The sequence below is a fragment of the Parafrankia sp. BMG5.11 genome (assembly GCF_004337455.1).
Genome location: NZ_SJXI01000013.1, coordinates 17,501 through 37,980 on the forward strand (window position 1 = coordinate 17,501; position 20,480 = coordinate 37,980).

Below are 20,480 nucleotides of genomic sequence, written 5' to 3' on the forward strand. Positions count from 1 at the left end.
GGCTCCACCAGTTGAGTCTGCGGTTCCACCTCTCCCGGCGGACCGGCGAAGTCACCAAGACGATCGAGCGCGGCACCAAGAGCATCGATTCGATGCTCTATTTCCTGCTGTTCAACATCGCGCCGACCATCCTTGAACTGATCGCGGTGGCGGTAATCTTCTATACGCTGTTCGGCCTGCCCCTGGTGATCGCAACCGCTATCACCGTCGCGATCTACATCGTCGCCACCCGCGTGATCACCGAATGGCGCACGGCGCTGCGCAAGCAGATGAACGACCTCGACGGGACCGCGCTCGCGCGGGCAGTGGATTCGCTCCTCAACTACGAGACGGTGAAGTACTTCGGGGCTGAGGAGCGGGAACGGGAACGGTACGGCCGGGCTGCCGGCGCCTATGCCGAAGCGGCGATCAAGTCCGAGAACTCGCTGGGCCTGCTCAACATCACCCAGGCGCTGATCATGAACGGCCTGATGCTGTTCGCGCTGGGTTTCACGGTCTGGCAATGGAGCCAGGGGCGCCTGTCGGTCGGCGATCTGGTGGCGGTGCAGACGTACCTCACCCAGTTGTTCCGCCCGCTCGATATGCTCGGCATGGTGTATCGCACCATCCGGCAGGGACTGATCGACATGGCGGCGATGTTCAAGCTGATCGACGCCGACATCGAAGTGGCTGACGTCCCAGGCGCACCTGCGCTCATCGTGCGGCGCCCCACCGTCGCGTTCGAAGATGTGGTTTTCGGTTACGAGCCCGATCGGACTATCCTGCACGGCCTCAGCTTCGAGGTGCCGGCAGGCGCGCAGGTGGCGATCGTCGGTCCATCAGGCGCGGGCAAGAGCACCATCGCCAGGTTGCTGTTTCGGTTTTACGATCCCTGGTCCGGCCGGGTCCTGATCGACGGGCAGGATATCTCCCAAGTAACTCAAGCGTCCGTCCGCTCCGCTATCGGCATCGTGCCGCAGGACAGCGTCCTGTTCAACGATACGATCGGTTACAACATCGCCTACGGCCGCCCGTCCGCGCTCGGCAGTGCGAGCGACGAGGATATTGTTCGAGCAGCGCGAGGCGCCGCGATCCTGCCCCTTATCGAGCGCTTGCCGCAAGGTTTCGCCACCGAGGTGGGCGAACGCGGGTTGAAGCTGTCGGGCGGCGAGAAGCAGCGCGTTGCCATCGCACGGACCCTGGTCAAGGATCCGCCGATCCTGGTGCTCGACGAGGCGACCAGCGCCTTGGACTCGCGCACGGAGCAGGACATCCTGGGGACGCTGCACCGGGTGAGCGCGCATCGCACCTCGCTCAGCATCGCTCACCGTCTGTCGACGGTCGCCGACGCGGACCAGATCCTGGTGCTCGATCAAGGCCGGCTGGCAGAGCAGGGCAGTCACCCTGCCCTGCTACGGAAAGGCGGACTCTACGCGGAAATGTGGAACCGCCAGCAGTCCGAAAGCGAGATCCTGGGCGAAGCCGCGGAATAACCGCCGTCAGGCCCCGGGATAGCGGTCGAACCGCGGCAGAGTGCCGAGGGAATCTTCCCACGGAAGACTGTCGGCAACCTGGATATGGGCCTGAGGCGCGCGCTCCGCCGCGTCGTCGAACGAGACGGCCTGAATATCGACGATCCCGGGCAGGATCTGTTCGTTGTAGTAGAACAACCCCGTGCCGCACTGGCCGCAAAAGTGCCGCTCACCGTATTCGGACGATCGATAGACGCTCGGCGTACCGCTCTCCACCGTAAGGGCGTCCTTCGCGAAGGCTGCCCAAGGCACCATGATCGCCCCGCTGCTGCGCCGGCAATCGCTACAGTGACACACCGCATTGTGATGCATCTCTCCGTCCACCGTATAGCGCACCGCGCCGCAGTGGCAGCCTCCGCTCGCCATAACCATCTCCCTCGTCTGGCGGGCCGAGTGTAGTGGCAGCACAGGCCGCGAAGCAAGCGCCGCCACCGCCCGCGCGAATGACGCCGCCAGCTAGAGAATGAATTTCGACAGATCGCTGTCCCCAGCCAGTGCGCCGAGCCGGTCGCGCACGTAAGGCGCGTCGATCGTCACGGTCTCACCCTTGCGATCCTCCGCCTCGAAGCTGAGCTCCTCGAGCAGCTTTTCCATCACCGTCTGCAAGCGGCGCGCACCGATGTTCTCGACGCTCTGGTTCACCTGCGCCGCGATGCGTGCGATCTCGCGCACGGCATCTTCGCCCAGTTCGAGCGTGACCTCCTCGGTGCCGAGCAGCGCCTTGTACTGCGCGACCAAGTTAGCGCGGGTCTCGCTGAGGATGCGCACGAAATCTTCCTCGGTCAGCGACTGCAATTCGACGCGGATGGGCAGACGCCCCTGCAATTCAGGCAACATGTCGGACGGCTTCGCCACATGAAACGCCCCGCTCGCGATGAACAGGACATGGTCGGTCTTCATCGGCCCGTACTTGGTCGAAACGGTGGTGCCTTCGATAAGCGGCAACAGGTCACGCTGGACGCCCTCGCGGCTGACTGAGCCGCCGCGCACGTCGCTCACCGCGATCTTGTCAATCTCGTCGAGGAAAACGATGCCATTGCTCTCGGCGTTGGCCAGGGCGACGCGGGCCACGTCGTCCTGGTCCATCCGCTTTTCAGCTTCTTCTTCGACAAGCTTGTCCCACGCGTCCGGCACCTTGAGCTTGCGACGCTTCAAAGGCGACTTGCCCATGGCCTTGGACATCATATCGCCAAGATTGATCATGCCGACGTTGCCGCCCATCCCGCCCAGGTCGAACGGCATGGCCGCCGCTTCCTCGACCTCAATCTCGACCTCCACGTCGTTCATGGCGTTCTGCGTGATCCGCTCGCGGAAGCTTTCGCGCGTCGCTTCGCTGGCGTTCTCGCCGACGAGCGCCTTCAGCAGGCGGTCCATTGCGGCCCTGCTCGCAGCCTCGCGCACTGCCTCGCGCCGGCGGTCTTTCTCCAGCCGGATCGCTTCTTCGACCAGGTCGCGCGCGATCTGTTCAACATCCCGGCCAACATAGCCGACTTCGGTGAACTTGGTCGCCTCCACTTTCACGAACGGCGCTTCGGCAAGCTTCGCCAGGCGCCGGCTGATCTCGGTCTTGCCGCACCCGGTGGGCCCGATCATCAGTATGTTCTTGGGGCTGACCTCGTCGCGCAGTTCGGGCGAAAGGCGCTGGCGGCGCCAGCGATTGCGCAAGGCCACCGCGACCGCGCGCTTGGCGTCGGCCTGGCCGATGATGTGCTCGTCGAGCGCGGCGACAATCGCCTTTGGGGTCAGGTTGTCCATGAGTTTCAGACCGTTTCGACCGTCACGCGGTCATTGGTAAATACGCACACTTCGGCTGCAACCTGCATCGCGCGGCGGGCGATCTTTTCGGGATCGTCCTCGTAATCGGATAACGCCTTGGCCGCGGCGAGCGCGTAATTGCCCCCACTGCCGATGGCGGCGATCCCGCCTTCCGGCTCCAGCACATCGCCATTGCCGGTCAGCACCAGCAACACGTCCTTGTCCGCTACGATCATCAGGGCTTCAAGGTTGCGCAGGTATTTATCGGTGCGCCAGTCCTTGGCGAGTTCGACCGCTGCGCGCATCAGCTGGCCGCTGTATTGCTCCAGCTTCTTCTCCAGCCGCTCGAACAGGGTGAAGGCGTCAGCGGTCGCTCCCGCGAAGCCTGCGATTACGGCGCCTTCCCCGTTCGTGTCCCTGGGGCCGATCCGACGCACCTTGCGCGCGTTCGGCTTCATGACGGTATTGCCCATCGACACCTGACCGTCGCCGGCGACGACCGTCCGGTCCCCGCGCTTGACGCCGATGATGGTGGTTCCATGCCACGGGGTCAGGCCGTGCGCCGAATGTCTCTCGTCCATGCCGCCGCATATGGGGGGCGGCTGGTGCGCTTCAAGCGAGGCTAGGGGCCGGCAGGGCCCGCGCCGCCGGCGCCAGGCGCGCCGACCGCGCCGATGTTTCCGAACAGGTCTTCGAAGAACCCGCGGTTGCGGCCGACGGTCGCGGTCTCGTCACCATCGGGATTCAGAAACACGACCTGGTCGAGGCCGGTGCGCTGCACATTGGCGACATTGCCCGCGGCGTCGAACTGGACGGCCAGCACCTGGTGTTCGGCAATCTTGGGATCCGAAAACGGCCGCCGCGCCGTACGGCTCGATACATAATACCAGGTCGGCTGGCCGAACTGGCTTTCGAAGCTGGGGTGGCCGAGGGTACCCTGTACCGACTGCCGATTGTCGATACCCGGCTGGATCGAGCTGGTCAGCGTCTGGTCGACGATGTAGCCGCGGCTCTCCTTGATCGAGGCGCAACCGCCCATCGCCAGCGCCACTGCTGCCAGCGCGCCCGCGCCCAGGAACCGAACAGCCGTCATCGAAAACCTCTTTGTCCTAACCGGGAGTCTCGCCCGTCGCCGCTCGCCTTAGGGTGGCGGAACCACGCTGGCAATCGCGCGACCGCGTCCGCCTGTGCCCTGCTGCTTGAATTGGCGGTGAATGCACGCGACATGACGGCGCATGACCCTTTTGCACCGACTGTTCGCGCGCAAGCCTGACGAACGCGAAGACCTGCGGCCCCTGTGGCAAGCGATCGTGGACGAGGCGCGTCGTCCCGTCTGGTACGCCGAATTCGGAGTGGAAGATTCGGTCCCTGGGCGGTTCGACATGGTGACTGCGGTGCTTGCAGCGGTGCTGGTGCGAATGGAGGCGGCACCTCCGCTCTTGCGATCCTCGGTCTACCTGACTGAGCTGTTCGTGCACGACATGGACGGCCAACTGCGCGAACTGGGCGTGGGCGATCCGGTTGTCGGCAAGCACGTGGGCAAGCTGGTGGGATCGATGGGCGGGCGTTTGTCGGCATACCGCGCGGGGCTCGCGGGTGATGAAGCCGCCCTGCATGACGCGGTGCAGCGCAACCTGACCGTCCGTGACGGCGGCGATGTCGCCGCGGTCGCGGCTTGCTTGCGGGACTTCGCCGGTCGGCTCGCGCGAACGTCCGATGACGAGTTACTCTCCGGAAAGATCGCAGGGTGATGGCTACCGAGGATCCCGGCGTGGAGTTTTTCCGAATGGTCCGCGTGCGGCCGGCCGTGCCCGAGCGCGTGACGATCGAAGCGGACGAAGGGGAACGGGCCGCCCTTGCAGCGCGGTTCGGCGTAGTGGGCATTACCAGCTTCAGCGCCGAACTGACGTTTGAGCCAGACGGCGATGCTGTCGACGCGCGGGGATGCTTGAAAGCGCAGTTGATTCAGGCGTGCGCGGTCTCCGGCGACGACTTTCCTGTCGATGTGGAGGAGCCGCTTAGCCTGCGGTTCGTGCGCGAAGTGCGCGCGGTCGATCCCGAGGAAGAGGCCGAGCTGCCTGCCGACGAGCCGGATGAAATCGAATTCACCGGCGATAGTTTCGACATCGGCGAAGCGGTCGCCCAAAGCCTTGGCCTGGCGATCGACCCTTACGCCGAAGGGCCAAATGCCGACGCTATCCGGCGCGAGGCGGGCATTGCCCCTGAAGGCGAAGCCGAAGGTCCGCTTGCCGAGCTGCTAAGAGGTCTCAAGCCGACCTAGCGGCCCCTCGTCCCTCGCGCGGCCGGTGATCATTCGACGATCAGAAGGGAATATCGTCGTCGAGATCGTCGTAGTTCGATCCGCCGCCCAACGACGCGCCGCCCGCTGCACCGCCCTGGTTCCAGCCGCCCCCCGAAGAGCCGCCGCTCGAAGAGCTGCCGCCGCTCCAGTCATTGCCGCCGCCACCGCCGCCGCGCTGGCCACCGCCACCGCCACCGCCTTGCGCGCCGTCGAGCATCGTCATGACCGCGCCCGGCCCGCCGACGGAAATCTCCGTCGAGTAGCGATCGTTACCCGATTGATCCTGCCACTTGCGGGTGCGCAGGCTGCCTTCGATATAAACCTTGCTGCCCTTGCGCAGATAGCGTTCGGCCACCCCGATCAGGCCGTCCGACTGCAGCACCACCGTGTGCCACTCGGTGCGTTCCTTGCGCTCGCCAGAGTTCTTGTCTTTCCAGCTCTCGGACGTCGCGATGCGCAGGTTGGCGATGCGCCCGCCGTTCTGGAAGCTCTTGACCTCGGGATCCGCGCCCAGGTTTCCGATCAGCATGACCTTGTTGAGGCTGCCCGCCATCTCTCTCGCTTCCCTTCTACAGCTCAAGCACGACTGCATCCGCAGGCGCGCCTGTTAAGTGATTCTCGCTTCGATGTAGGGCCGGGGTCGCCGTCCCTCAACCAGCGAACCGCCGCTTATGCCCGAGCTCGGCTAGAGGCCGAGCGCGGTCGCTGTCCAAAACGTCAGGCCAGCGAAAATATAGGCGAGTCCAAACAGGTACGCGAGCATGAACGCCGGCCATTTCCACCCGTTCGTTTCGCGCCGGGTGACGGCGATCGTTGAAAGACACTGCGGCGCGAACACGAACCACGCCAGGAAGGCGAGCGCGGTCGGCAAGCTCCACTTCGCAGACAACTGGCTGGCGAGCCCCTGCGCCGCCGCTTCCTCGTCAGGGGCGTCGACTGCGTAGGTCGTGGCCAAGCTCGACACGGCCACCTCGCGTGCTGCCATCGCGGGAATGAGTGCCAGCGCGATCTCGCGGTTGAAGCCGATCGGCTCCACCACCACTGCCAGCCCCTTGCTGACCTGACCAGCGATCGACGCCTCCACCTGGCTTTCGCCCGGCGCCGCGCGCGGAAAACTGAGAAGGACCCACAGCACGACCGTGACGGTGAAGATAATCGTGCCGGCGCGCCGCAGGAACACCCATGCACGCTGCCATAGCCCGATCGCCAGGTCCTTCAGCAGCGGCATCTGATAGCGCGGTAATTCCATGATGAAGCCCGAGGCTGCGCCCTTGGCGACCGTTCGCCGCAGCACGAGCGCTGCCGCCATCGCGCCGACGATGCCCGCCACGTACAGGCCGAACAGCACCAGCCCCTGCAGGCCGATGACTTCGAACCCTTCCGGACCGATCGCCGTCCGGGGGATGAACGCCGCAATGATCACCGCATAGACCGGCAGCCGTGCCGAACAGGTCATCAGCGGGGCGATCAGGATAGTGGTCAGGCGATCCTTGGGGTCGGCGATCGAGCGGGTCGCCATGATGCCGGGAATGGCGCAGGCGAAGCTGGAGAGCAGCGGAATGAAACTGCGCCCAGACAGCCCCACGCCCTGCATCATCCGGTCCATCAGGAACGCAGCACGCGCCATGTAACCGGACGCTTCCATCGCAAGGATGAAGGCGAACAGGATCACGATCTGCGGCAGGAAGACGACGACCGAGCCAACACCCCCGATGATCCCCTCCGTCACCAGATCGCGTACCAGACTGGCGCCGACGTTGTTGCGGATCGAATCGGAGATCATGCCCGCGAACATCTCTAGTCCGTCCGCGAACGGAGTGGCCCAAGCGAAAACTGCCTGAAAGACGACAAACAGCAGGCCAAACAGGATCAGCGGTCCGAGCCACGGGTGAAGCAGCACCCGGTCCAGACCTGCGTGCAGCCGGTGCTGGGCGGTTTCCGACAGCACCGCGCCGCGCGCGATATTGGCTGCCGCCAGACGCCGTTCGGGAAGCGTCAGGTGCGCGCGGGGGTGCGCCTCGTGTGCCTCGGCGTGCCGCTCCGCACTGGCAATCGCCTCGCTCAACTCGGTCAGGCCCCTCCGGCGCACGGCAACGGTCGGGATCACCGGCACGCCCAAGCCTTGTGACAGTGCCGCGGGATCAAGCGTCAGCCCGTCCCGTTCGGCAAGGTCGACCATGTTGAGCGCGACCACGGTGGGCCGGCCCAGCGCGATCACCTCCTGCGCGAACACCAGATGCTGTTCCAGGTTAGCCGCATCGAGCACCACGATGAGCACTTCAGGGGTCGCTTCGCCGGGGAATTCGCCGTGCACGACCTTTCGCGTGACTTCTTCGTCAGGGCTCGACGGGTCGAAGGAATAGGCGCCCGGCAGGTCGATCAGTTCGACCGGTTCTCCGCTCGGCAGCGTAAGGCGGCCCGCCTTGCGTTCGACGGTGACCCCCGGATAGTTGGCGATCTTCTGGCGCGCGCCGGTCAGCGCGTTGAACAGCGCGCTCTTGCCTGCATTGGGGTTGCCGACCAGCGCGGCGGTGCGCAGTCGGCTCACAGCGGCTCGATCTCCATGGCCGAGGCATGGCCCCGGCGTACCGCCACGGTCATCCGGCCGATCATCACCGCAATTGGATCGCGTCCGCCAAATACGCCGCGATGTGCAATCGCCACCCGCGCGCCCGCGTCGAGACCCAAGGCGCGTAGTCGCATTCCATCCTGAGGGGCGAGGCGATCCCAATCCACTGCCACGATGCGCGCGCGGTGACCGCGTTCAAGTCCGTCCAGAGTCATTGGTCGCAGGTAGGCAAACGCGCCGCTAGTTGCAACTGATTTGCAATAGTGGATCAGGACGCCGGGTAGCGCAGCCTCCCGAAGAAGCGCGCGACGCTGAACCGCTCGCCACTGGGCCGCAGAAGCTGCGCCTTAACTTTCTCGAACTGCATCACCCCCTCGATCCGGCGGTCGAGGAAGGCGCCGGTGGAGGTCTTTCCCTCGCTCTCATCGTCGACGAAGACCGCCAGGGTGGCGGCGTAGATGCCGGCAAGCAGCGCCCGCTTGGTGTAGTGATTGTAGTCTGTCGCCGTGTCGCCTGCGAGCCGCCACATCGCGTCCGCGCTGGCCCAGCCCAGCTTCCCGGCGCGCACCACGTTCTGCGGCAGCGACATGATTGCAAGCGCGCGCCGCAGCGCCTCTTCCCGTCCGGCAATCGCCGCGAGACGCGCCTGCACCAGCGCACGTATGCGCTCACGAATCTTGAGCGCGCCGAGGGTCTCGGGCGGCAGGGCATGCGCCATTGTCAGGTCGACGCTGCCTACCCATGCCGCAATCATGTCCATCGCTCCGCCGGGAAAGGCGAGCCGCGCCACATCGGCGTCGACCCCGTCCATCTGCGCGGCGGATACCAGCGCGGCGTCAGTCCACCCGTCGAACACGGCCGCATCGGCGATCGCCGGGGCCAGCGCCACTCGCAGTTCGTCCAAGGTCAGGTCAGCGCTCGCCGCCGTCACAGACCGGGACCGTAAGTTTCCGATTGCGGGGCAGCCTTGCGCGCCGCTTCCGCGCGGTCGATCTCCGCGGTGACCCCGGCCGAACCGCCCATCAGTTTCGCGTATTCGCGCGCCGAGCGGCCTGAAGTGTCGGCCCGATCAGCGCTTGCGCCGTGCTGCAGCAGCAGCCGGATCATCGGGACGTCGCGCCGATGCACCGCCGCGATCAGCGGCGTTTCGCCCGACGCGTTGACGACGTCGACCCGCGCGCCCTTTTTCAAGAGAAGCTCCACCCCTTCGGTAAACCCAAGGCCCGCCGCCAGGGCCAGCGGGGTGACGCCGCGCTTGTCGCTCTTGTTGGGATCCGCCCCGCGGTCGAGCAGGAACCGGGTCCATGTCTCGTCCCGCCGCTGCACCACGATGTGCAGCGCGGTCTCGCCAGTGGTCTGATCGGTCGTCTTGATCAGGGTGCTACCCGGTTCGCTCAAGAACTCGGTCGCCTTCGTCCCGTCGCGATCCTTGACCGCCTTCAGGAAGCTATAGCCATCGCGCATCTGTGCCGCCGCAGGCGCGGAAGCGAACATGGCGCCGAACGCCAGAAACGCGGCCAGATTGCGGAAAACGACCCCCGGCATCTTTCAGCCCCTCTCTTCAAACCTTACGTAAACGCGCCAGTCGGCAACGGCGCCCTTGCCGCCCACCCGTTAGCAGACCATGAACCGCCGCGCCATGCCTCGCCTCCTTACAGCAGCCCTCCTCTTTCTGACTCTCGCGGGATGTCAGCAGTCCCCCGCGCCAGCGGACGAGCCTCCGCTGGCGGGCGCAACGATCGGCGGCGATTTCACGCTGACCGATCAGCATGGGCAAACGAAACGCTGGGCCGATTTCCGCGGCAAGTATGCGGTGGTGTATTTCGGCTATACCTACTGCCCCGACATTTGCCCGACCGATGTCCAGCGGACCACGCAGGGTTTGAAGAAATTTGCGCGCGAGCACCCGGATTTGCGGGCCAAGGTCCAGCAAATCTTCATCACCATCGATCCCGAGCGGGACACCCCCCAGGTCGTCGGCCAGTTCGCCGCCGCGTTCGATCCCAAGATGGTCGCGCTCACCGGCACGCCTGAACAGGTTCAGGCCGCTGCGGATGCCTTCAAGGTTTATCATTCCAAGGGCGAGCAGGAAGACGGCGGGGCCTATCTCGTGAACCATTCCGGCATCACGTACTTGTTCGACCCCGCCGGGCTCCCGCTCGCGACCCTGCCGACCGATCAGGGCGCATCCGCCGTGGCCAAGGAACTGGCGAAATGGGTGCGCTGAGGGACGACTTCTGGAACCTGCCCCTCGCAGACCTCTCCCGCGACGAGTGGGAGGCGTTGTGCGACGGCTGCGGTCTATGCTGCCTGCATAAGCTGGAGGACGAGGATACGGGCGAGATCGCCCACACCAACGTCGCCTGCAAGCTGCTCGACACCGGCACCGCGCTGTGCGGGGACTACCGGCACCGCAAGGCTTTCGTGCCCGATTGCATGCGCCTGACGCCCCGCCTGGTCAAACAGGTCAGCTGGCTGCCCGAGACATGCGCCTATCGTTTGCGGGCGGACAACCAGCCGCTGGCGGAATGGCACTATCTCGTGAGTGGCAACCGGGAGTCGGTCCACGCCGATGGCCCCGGCGTCGCGGGCCGGGTCATCAGCGAAACCGTGGCTGGGCCGCTCGAAAATCACGTCGTGGACTGGATCCGGTTGGACGAGGACGCGGACGCATGAGCGCCTGGCTGGCGCGCGATGCTGCCGGTCCGACAGTGGAAATAGCGGGCCGGGTCCTCCCCGTGGCGCTGCGCCGCGACGCGCGTGCCCGGCGCCTGACCTTGCGCCTTGCGCCGGACGGCAGCGAAGTGCGCCTGACCCTGCCGCGCTGGTGCCCCGAACGCGAAGCGCTGGGATTCGTCCGGGCGCGTACGCAATGGCTGGCCGACCAGCTTGCCCGGGTGCCGCAACAACGCGCGCCGCGCGCCGGTGGAACGATCCTCTATCGCGGCGGAGAATTGGCGATCGACCACCGGGCGGGCCATCGACGCACCCCGCAGCTGGAGGACCACCGCATCGTCCTCGGCGGTCCGGCCGATCAGATCGCGCCGCGTCTTCAGCGCTGGCTCGAGCGATCGGCACAGGCGCTGCTGGTCGAAGACCTCGCCTTCTACGCCGCTCGGGCGCGGATACCGACACCGCAACTGCGGCTGAGCCGGGCGCAACGCCGCTGGGGCAGTTGCTCGACCAACGGCACGGTGCGAATCAACTGGCGGCTGGTGCAGGCGCCGGATGCGGTGCGCCGATCCGTGGTCGCGCACGAAGTCGCGCATTGCCTGCACTTCGACCATAGCCCAGCGTTTCACGCGGCGCTCGGCGAACTGTTCGAAGGCGACCTCGCGGCCGCAGACGCATGGATCAAGGCGCACGGCCGCTCACTTTACGCCAGCTTCGGCTAGGCGAAGGCGGAACCAGGCCCTAGATTGGGTGGCATGCGGATCATCCAGCGCCTCAACCCCGGTCCGGGCATCGCCGATTTCTGGACCGAGTTCAAACGGCCCAATCCATACCGGTGGCCGATCCTCGGCGGCTCTGCGCTGCTGACCGCGTCCCTCATGCTTCTGCTGAGCGATCGCGCCGCGGACTTCGACTGGCTGGTCGGCGCCGCGCTGGCGCTGATCGCGGGTGTTGCCATCGCCGCGGCCATCGCCGAGCACGTGCGAATCCGCGTCGGGGTGCTCGCCCTCGCGGGGCTGATGACCTTCACCCTGATGTATCAGTTCACGAAGGAGCGGGTGATCGTCCCGCCCCGGCCGCCGGAGGTGACCTTCATCTCCACCTTTGCCGATGGCCGCAGCGATGCGGAAATCCAGGCGTCGAACATCGCCAATCAGGCGGTACAGGACCGCTGGCAGGCCGAGCTGGCCCGGCGCGAGGAAGAGGCGAAGGATGCTTACCGCGCGCTCGGCCGGGCGACGGGGCTCGATGTGGACGCGATGGAACGCGAGATCGCCCGCCAGGAAGCGCAAGCGCAACCCAGTGCTAGTGCCAGCGGAGCCGCTCGCCCTGCCCGATGATCCACAGTGGCTTGCGGCTGCGGCACGGCTGGCGGCACGCGGGCGCGGGCTGACCCGGCCGAACCCGGCAGTCGGCTGCATTATCGTCCGCGATGACCAGGTGCTGGCGCGCGGCTGGACCGGGCCGGGCGGGCGTCCGCATGCCGAAGCCATGGCGTTGCGAGCCGGCGGCGACCGCGCACAAGGGGCGACCGTTTACGTCACGCTGGAGCCTTGCGCGCATTTGTCGGCACGGGGGCCAGCGTGCGCGGACCTGCTGGTCGCGGCGCGCCCCGCGCGCGTGGTCGTGGGGGTCGAGGATCCAGACCCGCGCACCGCCGGCAGCGGACTTGCCCGGTTGCGCGACGCCGGGATCGCTGCCGAGCTGGTCCGGTCCGCCGCTGCAGCGGATAGCCTGGAAGGGTACCTGACCCGCGCCCGGCTGGGCCGGCCGCATGTTACTTTGAAATTGGCCATGTCCCTCGATGGATGCATCGCGCTTGGCGATGGTACCAGCCGGTGGATCACGGGCCCCGAGGCGCGGGCGCATGTCCATGCTCGCCGCGCGCGGGTCGATGCCATTCTGGTCGGGGGCGGAACGTTGCGCGCGGATGCGCCGCGCCTCGACGTCCGGCTCCCCGGGCTGGAGCATCGCTCGCCGGAGCGGTGGGTGCTGAGCCGCCGGGCTGCCGATGGAGCGCAGACCATCGCCGCGCCCGATGACATCCGGTCAATGGACGGCGTGCACTACCTTTATATCGAGGGCGGCGCGCAGACGGCGGCGGCATTTCTGTCGGCCGATCTCATCGATCGGCTGGAGATTTATCATGCTCCGATCGTCATCGGCGATGGCTTGCGAGCTTTGGGGTCGCTTGGCGTGTCCGACTTGGCAGCGACTCACGGACGCTGGGCTGTCACCGAGCAGGCCCGGGTTGGCAGCGACCGGTTCACCGCTTATCGCCGCGTCCGAGAAGGAGAGGCCTGATGTTCACCGGTATTGTCACTGCCGTCGGCACTATCGAGGGCGTCGAGCAGCGCGGCGACATGCGGGTGCGGATTGCCTGTCCGTGGGATCCCGATCGGATCACCATCGGTGCCTCGATCGCCTGCGCCGGCGTGTGCCTGACGGTGGTCGAGCGCGGCGGGGAGGCGGGCGACGCGTGGTTCGCAGTCGACGTCTCGGCCGAGACTGTCAGCCGCACCGCCCGCGGCATGTGGCACCAGGGCGCGCGCATCAATCTCGAACCGTCGCTCAAGGTCGGTGACGAACTGGGCGGGCACATCGTCTCAGGGCACGTGGACGCGGTAGGCGAGGTGGCCAACTGGGAACCGGAGGGCGATTCCATGCGGGTGACGGTGCTCGCCCCGCGCGAACTCGCGCCGTTCATCGCCGCCAAGGGCTCCATCACGGTCGACGGCGTATCGCTGACGGTCAATTCGGTGGAAGATCGGAGCAACGGCTCGGTCCATTTCGGGCTCAACATCATCCCGCACACCGCTGAGGTCACCACGCTGGGGGAATTGGCCCAAGGGTCCGAGGTCAACCTCGAGATCGACACCGTCGCGCGCTATCTTCAGCGGCTCGAAAGCCTGCGCGCCTAGAGGGCCCGCTCTTCGGGTGGCTTGGGCGCCTTGCGGGTGCGGGACCATTCGAGCAGCTGATTGACCATGCTGACCAGCCGCTCGGGCTCGAACGGCTTGCGCAGATAACCGTTGGCGCCTGCCTGGCGAGCGATCGCCTCATCCTCAGCGGATCGCCGGGCGGTCAGCACCAGGATCGGAATGTCGTAGAGCTCGGGATCGCGGCGGACGATCTTGATCAACTCGGACCCGCTTATCTGCGGCATCGCCATGTCCACGATCGCGAGATCCGGCTTGCGGCGACGCAGCGCGCGCAGGGCATCCTCGCCGTCGCCCAGCACCCCGACCGCGTGACCTGCATCCAGCAGCGTGGCCTGGACCAGCTCGCCCATCAGCGAATCGTCTTCGGCATAGAAGATCAGCGCCATCCGCTCACTCGCGTGAGAGGAACGCGTGCCCGCCGGTCGAGCCGAAGCCGCTCGATCCGCGCTCGGTGTCGGATAGCTGCGAAACCTCGTGCCAGTCCGCCCGCACGACGGGCGCCAGCACGAGCTGTGCGATCCGGTCGCCGCGTTCGATGGCGAAGGATTCTGCACCGTGATTGATCAGGATGATCTTCAGCTCGCCGCGATAATCGCTGTCGATCGTGCCGGGCGCGTTGGGCACGCTGATACCGTGCTTGAGCGCCAGGCCCGAACGCGGGCGCACCTGGATTTCGAACCCGGTCGGGATGGCGAGCGCCAATCCGGTGGCAACGGCGTGGCGGGCGCCAGGCGAGATAGTCACATGTTCCGCGGCAAGGACGTCCATCCCCGCCGCGCCGCCGGTCGCATAAGCGGGCAATGCCAGCCCTACGCCGTGCGGCAGTCGCTTTACCTCGACGCCAATCGCCTCATTCATCGCGGGGATCGATCCTGTCGAGCGCCTTCGCCAGCCGCTCGGCAAGTGCCAGCGCGACGTCGTTCTTGGCCATCGGCGGCAAGTCCTCGATCCCCTCGCTCGTGACGATATGCACCGTGTTGGCGTCGCCCCCCATGACGTCTCCTGACACGTCGTTGGCGACGATCCAGTCCGCCGCCTTGCGCTTGCGCTTCACGATCGCGTTTTGCACCACGTCCTCGGTTTCCGCGGCGAAACCGACCAGCAGCTTGGGCCGCTGCTTGCCACTGGCGACCTGCGCCAGGATGTCGGGATTCTCAGTCAGCAGCAGCGCCGGCGGGGCGGACCCGCGCTTCTTCATCTTCTCGGGCGCATAATCCTTGCTTCGCCAATCGGCGACCGCGGCCACCATTACCGCCGCATCGACCGGCAGCGTCTGCTTGACCGCTTCGGCCATCTCGCGCGCGGACTCGACGTCGATGCGATCGACCCCTGATGGGGTCGGCAGCGACACCGGTCCAGCGATCAGCGTGACCCTGGCACCCAGGGCGGCAGCGGCGGCAGCGATGGCGAAACCCTGCTTCCCGCTCGACCGGTTGGCGATGTAGCGCACCGGATCGATCGGTTCGTGCGTCGGACCGGCCGTAATTAGCACGTGGCGGCCGTAAAGCGGGCGGTGCACCGGATCGATGTCGAAGTCGGGCTGTCCGGATAGCGGATCGGGCAGCGCCTCGGGCAGTTGCTCGCCGGCACCGGTAAGCACCGTGTGGTTGAGGGCCGCGGCGTCCGTCGGCGGAGCGGCCCGCGCCTTGCCTTTCTTGGCCATCAACGGGGACGACAAATCCGGCGTTCGAGCATGCTCGTCCTCCTCCACGGGGGGCAGCGGCGCGGCCAGGTCATCGTCACCGTCGGTTGGCTGCCGCAGCGCGGTCGTGCGCGGCACGAGGGACGAAAGCAGCGAGCTCAGACGCCCGCCGCCGTCCACCTCGGCCTCGGGCTCCAGCGCCTCGACCAGCCCGCCTTCGCAATCCGCAACCAGGCCGAACCGCGCGGCGATCTCCGCCCATACTACTTCGGGATCGGGCAGGCGGCCGGGGCCAAACTCGCCGCACGCCATCGGGCCCTCGTCGGGCTCCATCACGTCAACGCCCGCTTCGCGCAGCCAGGCCACGTTGCGGCGGGTGGCCTCGTGCAGCCACATCTTCACGTTCATCGCGGGAACCGCAAGCACCGGCTTGTCGGTCGCCAGGATCAGCGTGGTGGCTAGATCGTCCGCGATGCCGGCCGCCATCTTGGCGAGCAGGTCCGCCGTCGCGGGACAGACCACGACCAGATCGGCCGCGCGGCTGAGCTGGATGTGGCCCATCTCGACCTCGTCCTTCAGGTCGAACAGGTTGGTATAGACCTTGTTCTCGCTCAGCGCCGCCAGCGCCAGCGGGGTGACGAACTGGCTCCCGCCTTCCGTCAGCACGCAGGTGACTTCGCTCCCGCCGCGACGGATCAAGCGCACCAGCTCGCACGATTTGTACGCAGCGATCCCGCCGCCGATCACGAGCAGGACCTTAGGCCCGCTCAAACGAGACGGCTCGCGGTGCGGTCGCTGACCGACCAGCTCGTGCATGAAACCCCTCGCATCACCACCATTGCGCCAGGATAGCCAAGGCGCACAATCCGCGCCAGCCCTAGGGGGGCGGTGGTTAAGATTGCGCTAGCGCAAGTTTGGCGCGTCCTTCACAAGACCTGCAATCCGAGGGGGAAACACCATGCGCCTGATCCTGACCGCCCTGATCTTCATCGAAGGGCTGTTCTTCCTTGTCATGGGGCTCGGCTTCCTGGTGATGCCCGCCAGCACCGTGACCAGCTTCCACCTCGCGCCCGACGGGGCAGGCGGACTGGCCGTGCTGCGGGCCGATTTCCCGGCGTTGTTCTTCGTCGGTGGCGGGGCAATGATCTGGGGCGCGTGGAAGCGCAACGGGGACTTGCTGCTGGTGCCCGCGGCGATCTTCGGCATCGCGCTGCTCGGCCGGTTCGTCAGCCTGCTGGCCGACGGGCCTTACCCGCAGTTCTGGTCACCGATGATTGTCGAGGCGATCGCGGTCATCCTCTCGCTTGTCGGCAGCCGCGTGCTGCCTCACCGGCTGACGTGAGCGATCAGCCCAGCAGCCCGCCCAGCGAAGCGGCCGCCACCGCCGCGCCACCGGCCACTGCGGCCAAGAGATAGCCGGGCCAGCGCGGTCGTCCCAGGCTCCGCTCCCACATCAGCGGGATGACCGGCAGCAGCGGCGGCTCGGGCGCCCCGCCGCGCGCGGGATAGCGCTCCTCGATCCGGCGGACGAGTTCGGGCAGCCGGAACAGCGTCTCGACATCGGTGCGCAGCCGATCGGCCAGCGCGGCTTCCGGGCCCAGTTCGTCGCGGATCCATTCGCGCACGAACGGTGCCGAGACCTCCCACATGTTGATCGACGGATCGAGACTGGTGGCGAGACCCTCGACCATCACCATCGTCTTTTGCAGCAACAGCAGGTGCGGCTGGGTCTGCATGTCGAAGTCGCGAGTGATGGCAAACAACCCGTCGAGCATCTGCCCGACGCTGAGCTCGCTGACCGGCTTCCCGCGCATCGGCTCACCCACCGCGCGCAGTGCGGTCGCGAATTCGTCGACCGAGTGGTAGGCCGGGACGTACTGCGCTTCGAAATGAATTTCGGCCACGCGCTTGTAGTTGCCGGTGGTCAAGCCATACAGGATCTCCGCCAGCCACTGGCGCGCGCGCCGGTCGATCCTGCCCATGATGCCAAAGTCGATCGCCACGATCGTTCCGTCGGCGCGCACGAACAGGTTACCCTGGTGCATGTCGGCGTGGAAGAACCCGGCGCTGATCGCCTGCTGCAGGAACGCGAGCACCAGCCGGCGGGCAAGCGCGGGGAGGTCGTGACCCGCCGCGATGAGCGCGGCACGATCGGAAATCTTGACGCCGTCGATCCACTCGATCGTCATCACCCGGCCGTTGGTGCGATCCCAGTCGATCGTCGGGATGCAGTACCCGTCAAAGCCCCGCATCGCGTCAGCCAGTTCCGAAGCGCTGGCGGCTTCCCGGCGCAGGTCAAGCTCGCGGTTGGTCCAGCGCTTGAAATTGGCGATAGTGAGCCGAGGGCGCAGGCGCGATGCCTCCCCGCCCATCGCCTCCAGATGCGCGGCCGCCCATTCATAGGTCGCGATGTCCCGCGCCAGCTTGTCGCGGATCCCGGGCCGCTGCACCTTGATCGCGACCGTTCGCCCTTCGGTCGTCACCGCGCGGTGCACCTGCGCGATTGAAGCGGACCCGACCGGGACCGGGTCGATCGAGGCGAACAGCGACGCCACCGGCGCATCGAAGCTGCGCGCGATCTCGGCCTCGATCGCCGCGAATGGGACCGGGGGCAGGCTGTCTTGCAAGGCCAACAGATTGTGCGCCGCCTCTTCGCCGACAAGATCGGGCCGGGTAGCGAGCGACTGACCAAGCTTGATGGCCGCCGGTCCGATCTTCTGGAACGCGGCTGCATAGTCGGGCTGCCCCGCCTTGCTGGTCAGCGCGGCCCAGCGCGCCAGGCGCGCCATCCGCGACACCGGTGCCGGAGTGTTGGGATCGGTTTCGATCCCCACGAGCGCCCGATGACGCGCCGCTGTCATGCCCCACAGAAACAGCCGCCAGATGTGCGTTGCCGGACGGGTCACGCTAGACTTTCCACCCCGAATGAATCGCCACCAGTCCGCCCAGGATCGGCTCGACCTTGGTCCGCGCGAATCCGGCGTCGCGGATCATCGCTTCGAACGCGGGCATGGTGGGAAAACGGCGGATCGATTCGATCAGGTAGCGATAGCTGTCCGCGTCTCCGGCAATCGCCTCGCCGATCCGGGGGACCAGCCGGTGCGAATAGAAGTCGTAAGCGTCCTTGAACCCCGGCCACTCGGTGCTCGAGAACTCCAGGCAGAAGAACCGTCCGCCGAATTTCAGCACCCGGTGCGCCTCCGCCAACGCGCGATCGATACGGGTCACGTTGCGGATGCCGAATGCGATCGTGTAGGCATCGAAACTGCGCGCGGGATATCGCAGATCCTCGGCGTTCTGCCGGCTCCACACGAGCCCGTCGATGCCGCGTTCCAGCGCTCGTTCGACTCCGACGTCCAGCATCTCCTGGTTGATGTCCGCCACCGTCACGCTCGCGCCGCGGTCGGCCAGCCGGAAGGCGATGTCGCCGGTGCCGCCCGCCATGTCGAGAATCGCCTCACCCGGCTGCGGCTTGACCCGGCGCACGAAGGTGTCCTTCCACAACCGGTGCATCCCGCCGCTCATGGCGTCGTTCATGACATCGTACTTGGCCGCCACGCCGGAGAACACCGCACCGACGCGGCGGGTTTTCTCTTCGGGGTCCACTTCTTCGTAGCCGAAGGACACGGTGTCGCGCGCAGGTTCGCTCATGGCACGCGCCTTAGCATCGCACCGACAAGTGGGAACCGGTTTTCGCCATTCAGCCGATGCGATCGACTGGGCCGGGCAATTGCAGGGTGCGCAAAGGCTGTTAGAGGAGCGGCGATGCCCGAGCTTCCAGAGGTCGAGACCACCGTGCGCGGGCTGGCTGCAACGCTTGACGGCGCCCGGATCACACGCGTTTCGCTAAACCGCCCCGACATGCGCCGGGCCTTCCCCGAAGGGCTGGTCCAGGCACTGACGGGGGCGCGGGTCACGGGGCTCGGCCGGCGGGCCAAATACGGTCTGATCCACACCGATCGCGACACCACGCTGGTGTTTCACCTGGGTATGAGCGGGCGCTGGCGGATCGATCCGTCGCAAGCCGACAAGCACGATCATCTGGTGCTGGAAACCGCCGATCACCGCTATGCGCTGAATGACGCACGCCGGTTCGGGTTCGTCGATCTGGTCGATACCCCGGCCCTCGACGATTGGCCGGCCTTCGCCGCGCTCGGACCCGAACCGCTCGGCGAAACGCTGAGCGCTGCGCATCTGAAGGCGGCGTTCGACGGGCGCAAGCAGGCGATCAAGCTGCTGCTGCTCGACCAGCGCATCGTGGCGGGCCTGGGCAACATCTACGTGTGCGAAGCGCTGTGGCACGCGCGCATCAACCCGCGCAAGGCGGCCGGCAAAGTCTCCAAAGCTGCGCTCGAGCGTCTGGTGCCGGCCATTCGCGACGTGCTGGAGCGATCGATCGACGACGGCGGCTCGACCTTGCGCGATTATGCTCAACCCGATGGCAGCCTCGGCTACTTCGCGACCCGCTTTGCCGTCTACGGGCGCGAGGGTGAGGCATGCCTGCGCGAGGATCGCGGCACGGTATCCCGCTTGGTACAGGGCGGCCGCAGCACCTGGTTCTGTCCCAAATGCCAGCGCTAGCTTGACGGAATCGGGTAGCGACGCTAGGGGCGCGCCTTTCCCGGCGGGTCCGCCCGTCGCGAGCAATCACGCAAACACAAGACTTCAGGCCGCGCTCCGTCGGCCCATCGAGGACAGACCCGAGGACCCTTATGGCCAATACGCCGCAAGCCAAGAAGCGCATCCGCCGCAATAATGCCCGCGCGGAGATCAACACCAACCGCGTGAGCCGCATCCGCAGCTTCATCAAGAAGGTCGAGACCGCGATCGCCGGAGGCGACAAGACTGCCGCCGCCGATGCGCTCAAGGCTGCCCAGCCCGAACTGGCGCGCGGCGTTGCCCGCGGCGTGCTTCACAAGAACACCGCCAGCCGTAAGATGAGCCGCCTCTCCAAGCGAGTCGCCGGCCTCTGATTCGGCCTAACCCCGGCAGACACCGGGGCGGATAACCGGAACAAAAGCGAACGACGCCGGCGGTGATTCCGCCGGCGTTGTCGTTTGCGGCGCGTGCATCTGATGCAAATGAC

At 66.6% G+C, this 20,480-nt stretch carries 26 protein-coding genes (1 of these 26 cut by a window edge); 12 read left to right on the forward strand and 14 right to left on the reverse strand.

Features of this window, described 5'->3' with window-relative positions; translation table 11 throughout:
• Positions 1 to 1,472, forward strand: partial view of an ABC transporter ATP-binding protein/permease gene (locus E0504_RS07070; RefSeq protein WP_131622514.1) — the 3' portion only. 358 nt of this gene lie to the left of the window's left edge; 1,472 of the gene's 1,830 nt are visible here — the last part of the coding sequence; the start codon falls outside the window, past its left edge; the stop codon is at positions 1,470 to 1,472.
• A gap of 6 nt (positions 1,473 to 1,478) precedes the next feature.
• Here E0504_RS07070 and E0504_RS07075 read toward each other — a convergent pair whose 3' ends face one another.
• From E0504_RS07075 to E0504_RS07090, 4 genes are all read right to left on the reverse strand, one after another.
• Positions 1,479 to 1,877: a GFA family protein gene (locus E0504_RS07075; RefSeq protein WP_131622516.1), complete on the reverse strand. Its 399-nt coding sequence runs from the start codon at positions 1,875 to 1,877 to the stop codon at positions 1,479 to 1,481.
• Between the two features lie 90 nt (positions 1,878 to 1,967).
• Positions 1,968 to 3,266: an ATP-dependent protease ATPase subunit HslU gene (hslU, locus tag E0504_RS07080; RefSeq protein ID WP_131622518.1), complete on the reverse strand. Its 1,299-nt coding sequence runs from the start codon at positions 3,264 to 3,266 to the stop codon at positions 1,968 to 1,970.
• 5 nt (positions 3,267 to 3,271) lie between these two features.
• A complete protein-coding gene (hslV, locus tag E0504_RS07085) occupies positions 3,272 to 3,847 on the reverse strand; it encodes an ATP-dependent protease subunit HslV (protein WP_131622520.1) in 576 nt (191 codons plus the stop codon).
• A gap of 41 nt (positions 3,848 to 3,888) precedes the next feature.
• Positions 3,889 to 4,359 (reverse strand): outer membrane protein assembly factor BamE, encoded by a 471-nt coding sequence (locus E0504_RS07090; protein WP_131622521.1) that lies wholly within the window; start codon positions 4,357 to 4,359, stop codon positions 3,889 to 3,891.
• A 142-nt stretch (positions 4,360 to 4,501) separates the two neighbouring features.
• Between E0504_RS07090 and E0504_RS07095 the strand changes: the two genes are divergently transcribed.
• On the forward strand, positions 4,502 to 5,017 hold the full coding sequence (locus E0504_RS07095; RefSeq protein ID WP_131622523.1) for a ubiquinol-cytochrome C chaperone family protein: 516 nt from the start codon (positions 4,502 to 4,504) through the stop codon (positions 5,015 to 5,017).
• Positions 5,017 to 5,547: a DUF177 domain-containing protein gene (locus tag E0504_RS07100; protein ID WP_131623015.1), complete on the forward strand. Its 531-nt coding sequence runs from the start codon at positions 5,017 to 5,019 to the stop codon at positions 5,545 to 5,547. Before E0504_RS07095 ends, E0504_RS07100 begins: the two co-directional genes overlap by 1 nt.
• A 40-nt stretch (positions 5,548 to 5,587) precedes the next feature.
• Here the strand turns inward: E0504_RS07100 and ssb are convergent, their stop codons facing one another.
• From ssb to E0504_RS07125, 5 genes are all read right to left on the reverse strand, one after another.
• Positions 5,588 to 6,121, reverse strand: coding sequence for a single-stranded DNA-binding protein (ssb, locus tag E0504_RS07105; protein ID WP_131622525.1), 534 nt, complete (start codon positions 6,119 to 6,121; stop codon positions 5,588 to 5,590).
• A gap of 132 nt (positions 6,122 to 6,253) precedes the next feature.
• Positions 6,254 to 8,116, reverse strand: coding sequence for a ferrous iron transporter B (locus E0504_RS07110; protein ID WP_131622527.1), 1,863 nt, complete (start codon positions 8,114 to 8,116; stop codon positions 6,254 to 6,256).
• A complete protein-coding gene (locus E0504_RS07115; RefSeq protein WP_131622529.1) occupies positions 8,113 to 8,352 on the reverse strand; it encodes a FeoA family protein in 240 nt (79 codons plus the stop codon). Before E0504_RS07115 ends, E0504_RS07110 begins: the two co-directional genes overlap by 4 nt.
• A 53-nt stretch (positions 8,353 to 8,405) precedes the next feature.
• Positions 8,406 to 9,068, reverse strand: coding sequence for a COQ9 family protein (locus E0504_RS07120; RefSeq protein WP_131622531.1), 663 nt, complete (start codon positions 9,066 to 9,068; stop codon positions 8,406 to 8,408).
• Positions 9,065 to 9,682, reverse strand: a complete 618-nt coding sequence (locus E0504_RS07125; protein ID WP_131622533.1) for an ankyrin repeat domain-containing protein — start codon at positions 9,680 to 9,682, stop codon at positions 9,065 to 9,067. Before E0504_RS07125 ends, E0504_RS07120 begins: the two co-directional genes overlap by 4 nt.
• Positions 9,683 to 9,761: 79 nt before the next feature.
• Here E0504_RS07125 and E0504_RS07130 point away from each other — a divergent pair, with 79 nt between their 5' ends.
• Genes E0504_RS07130 through E0504_RS07155 form a run of 6 tightly spaced genes read left to right on the forward strand, consistent with a single transcriptional unit; the run spans position 9,762 to position 13,731 of the window.
• The gene (locus tag E0504_RS07130) at positions 9,762 to 10,364 is read left to right on the forward strand and encodes an SCO family protein (protein ID WP_131622535.1); all 603 of its coding nucleotides are present in this window, start codon (positions 9,762 to 9,764) and stop codon (positions 10,362 to 10,364) included.
• Positions 10,352 to 10,813, forward strand: coding sequence for a YcgN family cysteine cluster protein (locus E0504_RS07135; RefSeq protein ID WP_131622537.1), 462 nt, complete (start codon positions 10,352 to 10,354; stop codon positions 10,811 to 10,813). Before E0504_RS07130 ends, E0504_RS07135 begins: the two co-directional genes overlap by 13 nt.
• Positions 10,810 to 11,532, forward strand: a complete 723-nt coding sequence (locus tag E0504_RS07140) for a M48 family metallopeptidase (protein ID WP_131622539.1) — start codon at positions 10,810 to 10,812, stop codon at positions 11,530 to 11,532. The genes E0504_RS07135 and E0504_RS07140 overlap by 4 nt, the downstream gene beginning before the upstream one ends.
• Before the next feature lie 33 nt (positions 11,533 to 11,565).
• The gene (locus E0504_RS07145; protein WP_131622541.1) at positions 11,566 to 12,150 is read left to right on the forward strand and encodes a hypothetical protein; all 585 of its coding nucleotides are present in this window, start codon (positions 11,566 to 11,568) and stop codon (positions 12,148 to 12,150) included.
• Positions 12,140 to 13,114: a bifunctional diaminohydroxyphosphoribosylaminopyrimidine deaminase/5-amino-6-(5-phosphoribosylamino)uracil reductase RibD gene (gene ribD, locus E0504_RS07150; protein WP_131623017.1), complete on the forward strand. Its 975-nt coding sequence runs from the start codon at positions 12,140 to 12,142 to the stop codon at positions 13,112 to 13,114. The genes E0504_RS07145 and ribD overlap by 11 nt, the downstream gene beginning before the upstream one ends.
• The gene (locus E0504_RS07155; RefSeq protein WP_131622543.1) at positions 13,114 to 13,731 is read left to right on the forward strand and encodes a riboflavin synthase; all 618 of its coding nucleotides are present in this window, start codon (positions 13,114 to 13,116) and stop codon (positions 13,729 to 13,731) included. The genes ribD and E0504_RS07155 overlap by 1 nt, the downstream gene beginning before the upstream one ends.
• On the opposite strand, the gene E0504_RS07160 is transcribed toward E0504_RS07155, so the two are convergent.
• Genes E0504_RS07160 through E0504_RS07170 form a run of 3 tightly spaced genes read right to left on the reverse strand, consistent with a single transcriptional unit; the run spans position 13,728 to position 16,210 of the window.
• On the reverse strand, positions 13,728 to 14,138 hold the full coding sequence (locus E0504_RS07160) for a response regulator (RefSeq protein WP_131622545.1): 411 nt from the start codon (positions 14,136 to 14,138) through the stop codon (positions 13,728 to 13,730). The genes E0504_RS07155 and E0504_RS07160 overlap by 4 nt on opposite strands.
• 4 nt (positions 14,139 to 14,142) lie before the next feature.
• Positions 14,143 to 14,610, reverse strand: coding sequence for a dUTP diphosphatase (dut, locus tag E0504_RS07165; RefSeq protein ID WP_131622547.1), 468 nt, complete (start codon positions 14,608 to 14,610; stop codon positions 14,143 to 14,145).
• The gene (locus E0504_RS07170) at positions 14,603 to 16,210 is read right to left on the reverse strand and encodes a phosphopantothenate--cysteine ligase family flavoprotein (RefSeq protein WP_165938434.1); all 1,608 of its coding nucleotides are present in this window, start codon (positions 16,208 to 16,210) and stop codon (positions 14,603 to 14,605) included. Before E0504_RS07170 ends, dut begins: the two co-directional genes overlap by 8 nt.
• 142 nt (positions 16,211 to 16,352) lie before the next feature.
• On the opposite strand from E0504_RS07170, the gene E0504_RS07175 reads away from it, so the two are divergent.
• Entirely contained in the window at positions 16,353 to 16,736 is a 384-nt protein-coding gene (locus tag E0504_RS07175) for a DUF4345 family protein (protein ID WP_131622548.1), read from the forward strand.
• 4 nt (positions 16,737 to 16,740) lie between these two features.
• On the opposite strand, the gene ubiB is transcribed toward E0504_RS07175, so the two are convergent.
• Together ubiB and E0504_RS07185 are read right to left on the reverse strand one after the other, a co-directional pair.
• The gene (gene ubiB, locus E0504_RS07180; protein ID WP_131622550.1) at positions 16,741 to 18,300 is read right to left on the reverse strand and encodes a 2-polyprenylphenol 6-hydroxylase; all 1,560 of its coding nucleotides are present in this window, start codon (positions 18,298 to 18,300) and stop codon (positions 16,741 to 16,743) included.
• A 1-nt stretch (position 18,301) separates the two neighbouring features.
• Positions 18,302 to 19,045, reverse strand: a complete 744-nt coding sequence (locus E0504_RS07185) for a class I SAM-dependent methyltransferase (protein WP_131622552.1) — start codon at positions 19,043 to 19,045, stop codon at positions 18,302 to 18,304.
• A gap of 114 nt (positions 19,046 to 19,159) precedes the next feature.
• On the opposite strand from E0504_RS07185, the gene mutM reads away from it, so the two are divergent.
• The gene (gene mutM, locus E0504_RS07190; protein ID WP_131622554.1) at positions 19,160 to 19,975 is read left to right on the forward strand and encodes a bifunctional DNA-formamidopyrimidine glycosylase/DNA-(apurinic or apyrimidinic site) lyase; all 816 of its coding nucleotides are present in this window, start codon (positions 19,160 to 19,162) and stop codon (positions 19,973 to 19,975) included.
• A 131-nt stretch (positions 19,976 to 20,106) separates the two neighbouring features.
• Positions 20,107 to 20,367: a 30S ribosomal protein S20 gene (gene rpsT / locus E0504_RS07195; RefSeq protein ID WP_131622556.1), complete on the forward strand. Its 261-nt coding sequence runs from the start codon at positions 20,107 to 20,109 to the stop codon at positions 20,365 to 20,367.
• Positions 20,368 to 20,480 lie beyond the last annotated feature (113 nt).

Coding starts and splice junctions, on each gene's coding strand:
- E0504_RS07075 (WP_131622516.1), bottom strand. CDS start 1,877: ATGGCGAGCGGAGGCTGCCACTGCGGCGCGGTGCGCTATACGGTGGAC.
- hslU (WP_131622518.1), bottom strand. CDS start 3,266: ATGGACAACCTGACCCCAAAGGCGATTGTCGCCGCGCTCGACGAGCAC.
- hslV (WP_131622520.1), bottom strand. CDS start 3,847: ATGGACGAGAGACATTCGGCGCACGGCCTGACCCCGTGGCATGGAACC.
- E0504_RS07090 (WP_131622521.1), bottom strand. CDS start 4,359: ATGACGGCTGTTCGGTTCCTGGGCGCGGGCGCGCTGGCAGCAGTGGCG.
- E0504_RS07095 (WP_131622523.1), top strand. CDS start 4,502: ATGACCCTTTTGCACCGACTGTTCGCGCGCAAGCCTGACGAACGCGAA.
- E0504_RS07100 (WP_131623015.1), top strand. CDS start 5,017: ATGGCTACCGAGGATCCCGGCGTGGAGTTTTTCCGAATGGTCCGCGTG.
- ssb (WP_131622525.1), bottom strand. CDS start 6,121: ATGGCGGGCAGCCTCAACAAGGTCATGCTGATCGGAAACCTGGGCGCG.
- E0504_RS07115 (WP_131622529.1), bottom strand. CDS start 8,352: ATGACTCTGGACGGACTTGAACGCGGTCACCGCGCGCGCATCGTGGCA.
- E0504_RS07125 (WP_131622533.1), bottom strand. CDS start 9,682: ATGCCGGGGGTCGTTTTCCGCAATCTGGCCGCGTTTCTGGCGTTCGGC.
- E0504_RS07130 (WP_131622535.1), top strand. CDS start 9,762: ATGAACCGCCGCGCCATGCCTCGCCTCCTTACAGCAGCCCTCCTCTTT.
- E0504_RS07135 (WP_131622537.1), top strand. CDS start 10,352: ATGGGTGCGCTGAGGGACGACTTCTGGAACCTGCCCCTCGCAGACCTC.
- E0504_RS07140 (WP_131622539.1), top strand. CDS start 10,810: ATGAGCGCCTGGCTGGCGCGCGATGCTGCCGGTCCGACAGTGGAAATA.
- E0504_RS07145 (WP_131622541.1), top strand. CDS start 11,566: ATGCGGATCATCCAGCGCCTCAACCCCGGTCCGGGCATCGCCGATTTC.
- E0504_RS07155 (WP_131622543.1), top strand. CDS start 13,114: ATGTTCACCGGTATTGTCACTGCCGTCGGCACTATCGAGGGCGTCGAG.
- E0504_RS07160 (WP_131622545.1), bottom strand. CDS start 14,138: ATGGCGCTGATCTTCTATGCCGAAGACGATTCGCTGATGGGCGAGCTG.
- dut (WP_131622547.1), bottom strand. CDS start 14,610: ATGAATGAGGCGATTGGCGTCGAGGTAAAGCGACTGCCGCACGGCGTA.
- E0504_RS07170 (WP_165938434.1), bottom strand. CDS start 16,210: ATGCACGAGCTGGTCGGTCAGCGACCGCACCGCGAGCCGTCTCGTTTG.
- E0504_RS07175 (WP_131622548.1), top strand. CDS start 16,353: ATGCGCCTGATCCTGACCGCCCTGATCTTCATCGAAGGGCTGTTCTTC.
- E0504_RS07185 (WP_131622552.1), bottom strand. CDS start 19,045: ATGAGCGAACCTGCGCGCGACACCGTGTCCTTCGGCTACGAAGAAGTG.
- mutM (WP_131622554.1), top strand. CDS start 19,160: ATGCCCGAGCTTCCAGAGGTCGAGACCACCGTGCGCGGGCTGGCTGCA.
- rpsT (WP_131622556.1), top strand. CDS start 20,107: ATGGCCAATACGCCGCAAGCCAAGAAGCGCATCCGCCGCAATAATGCC.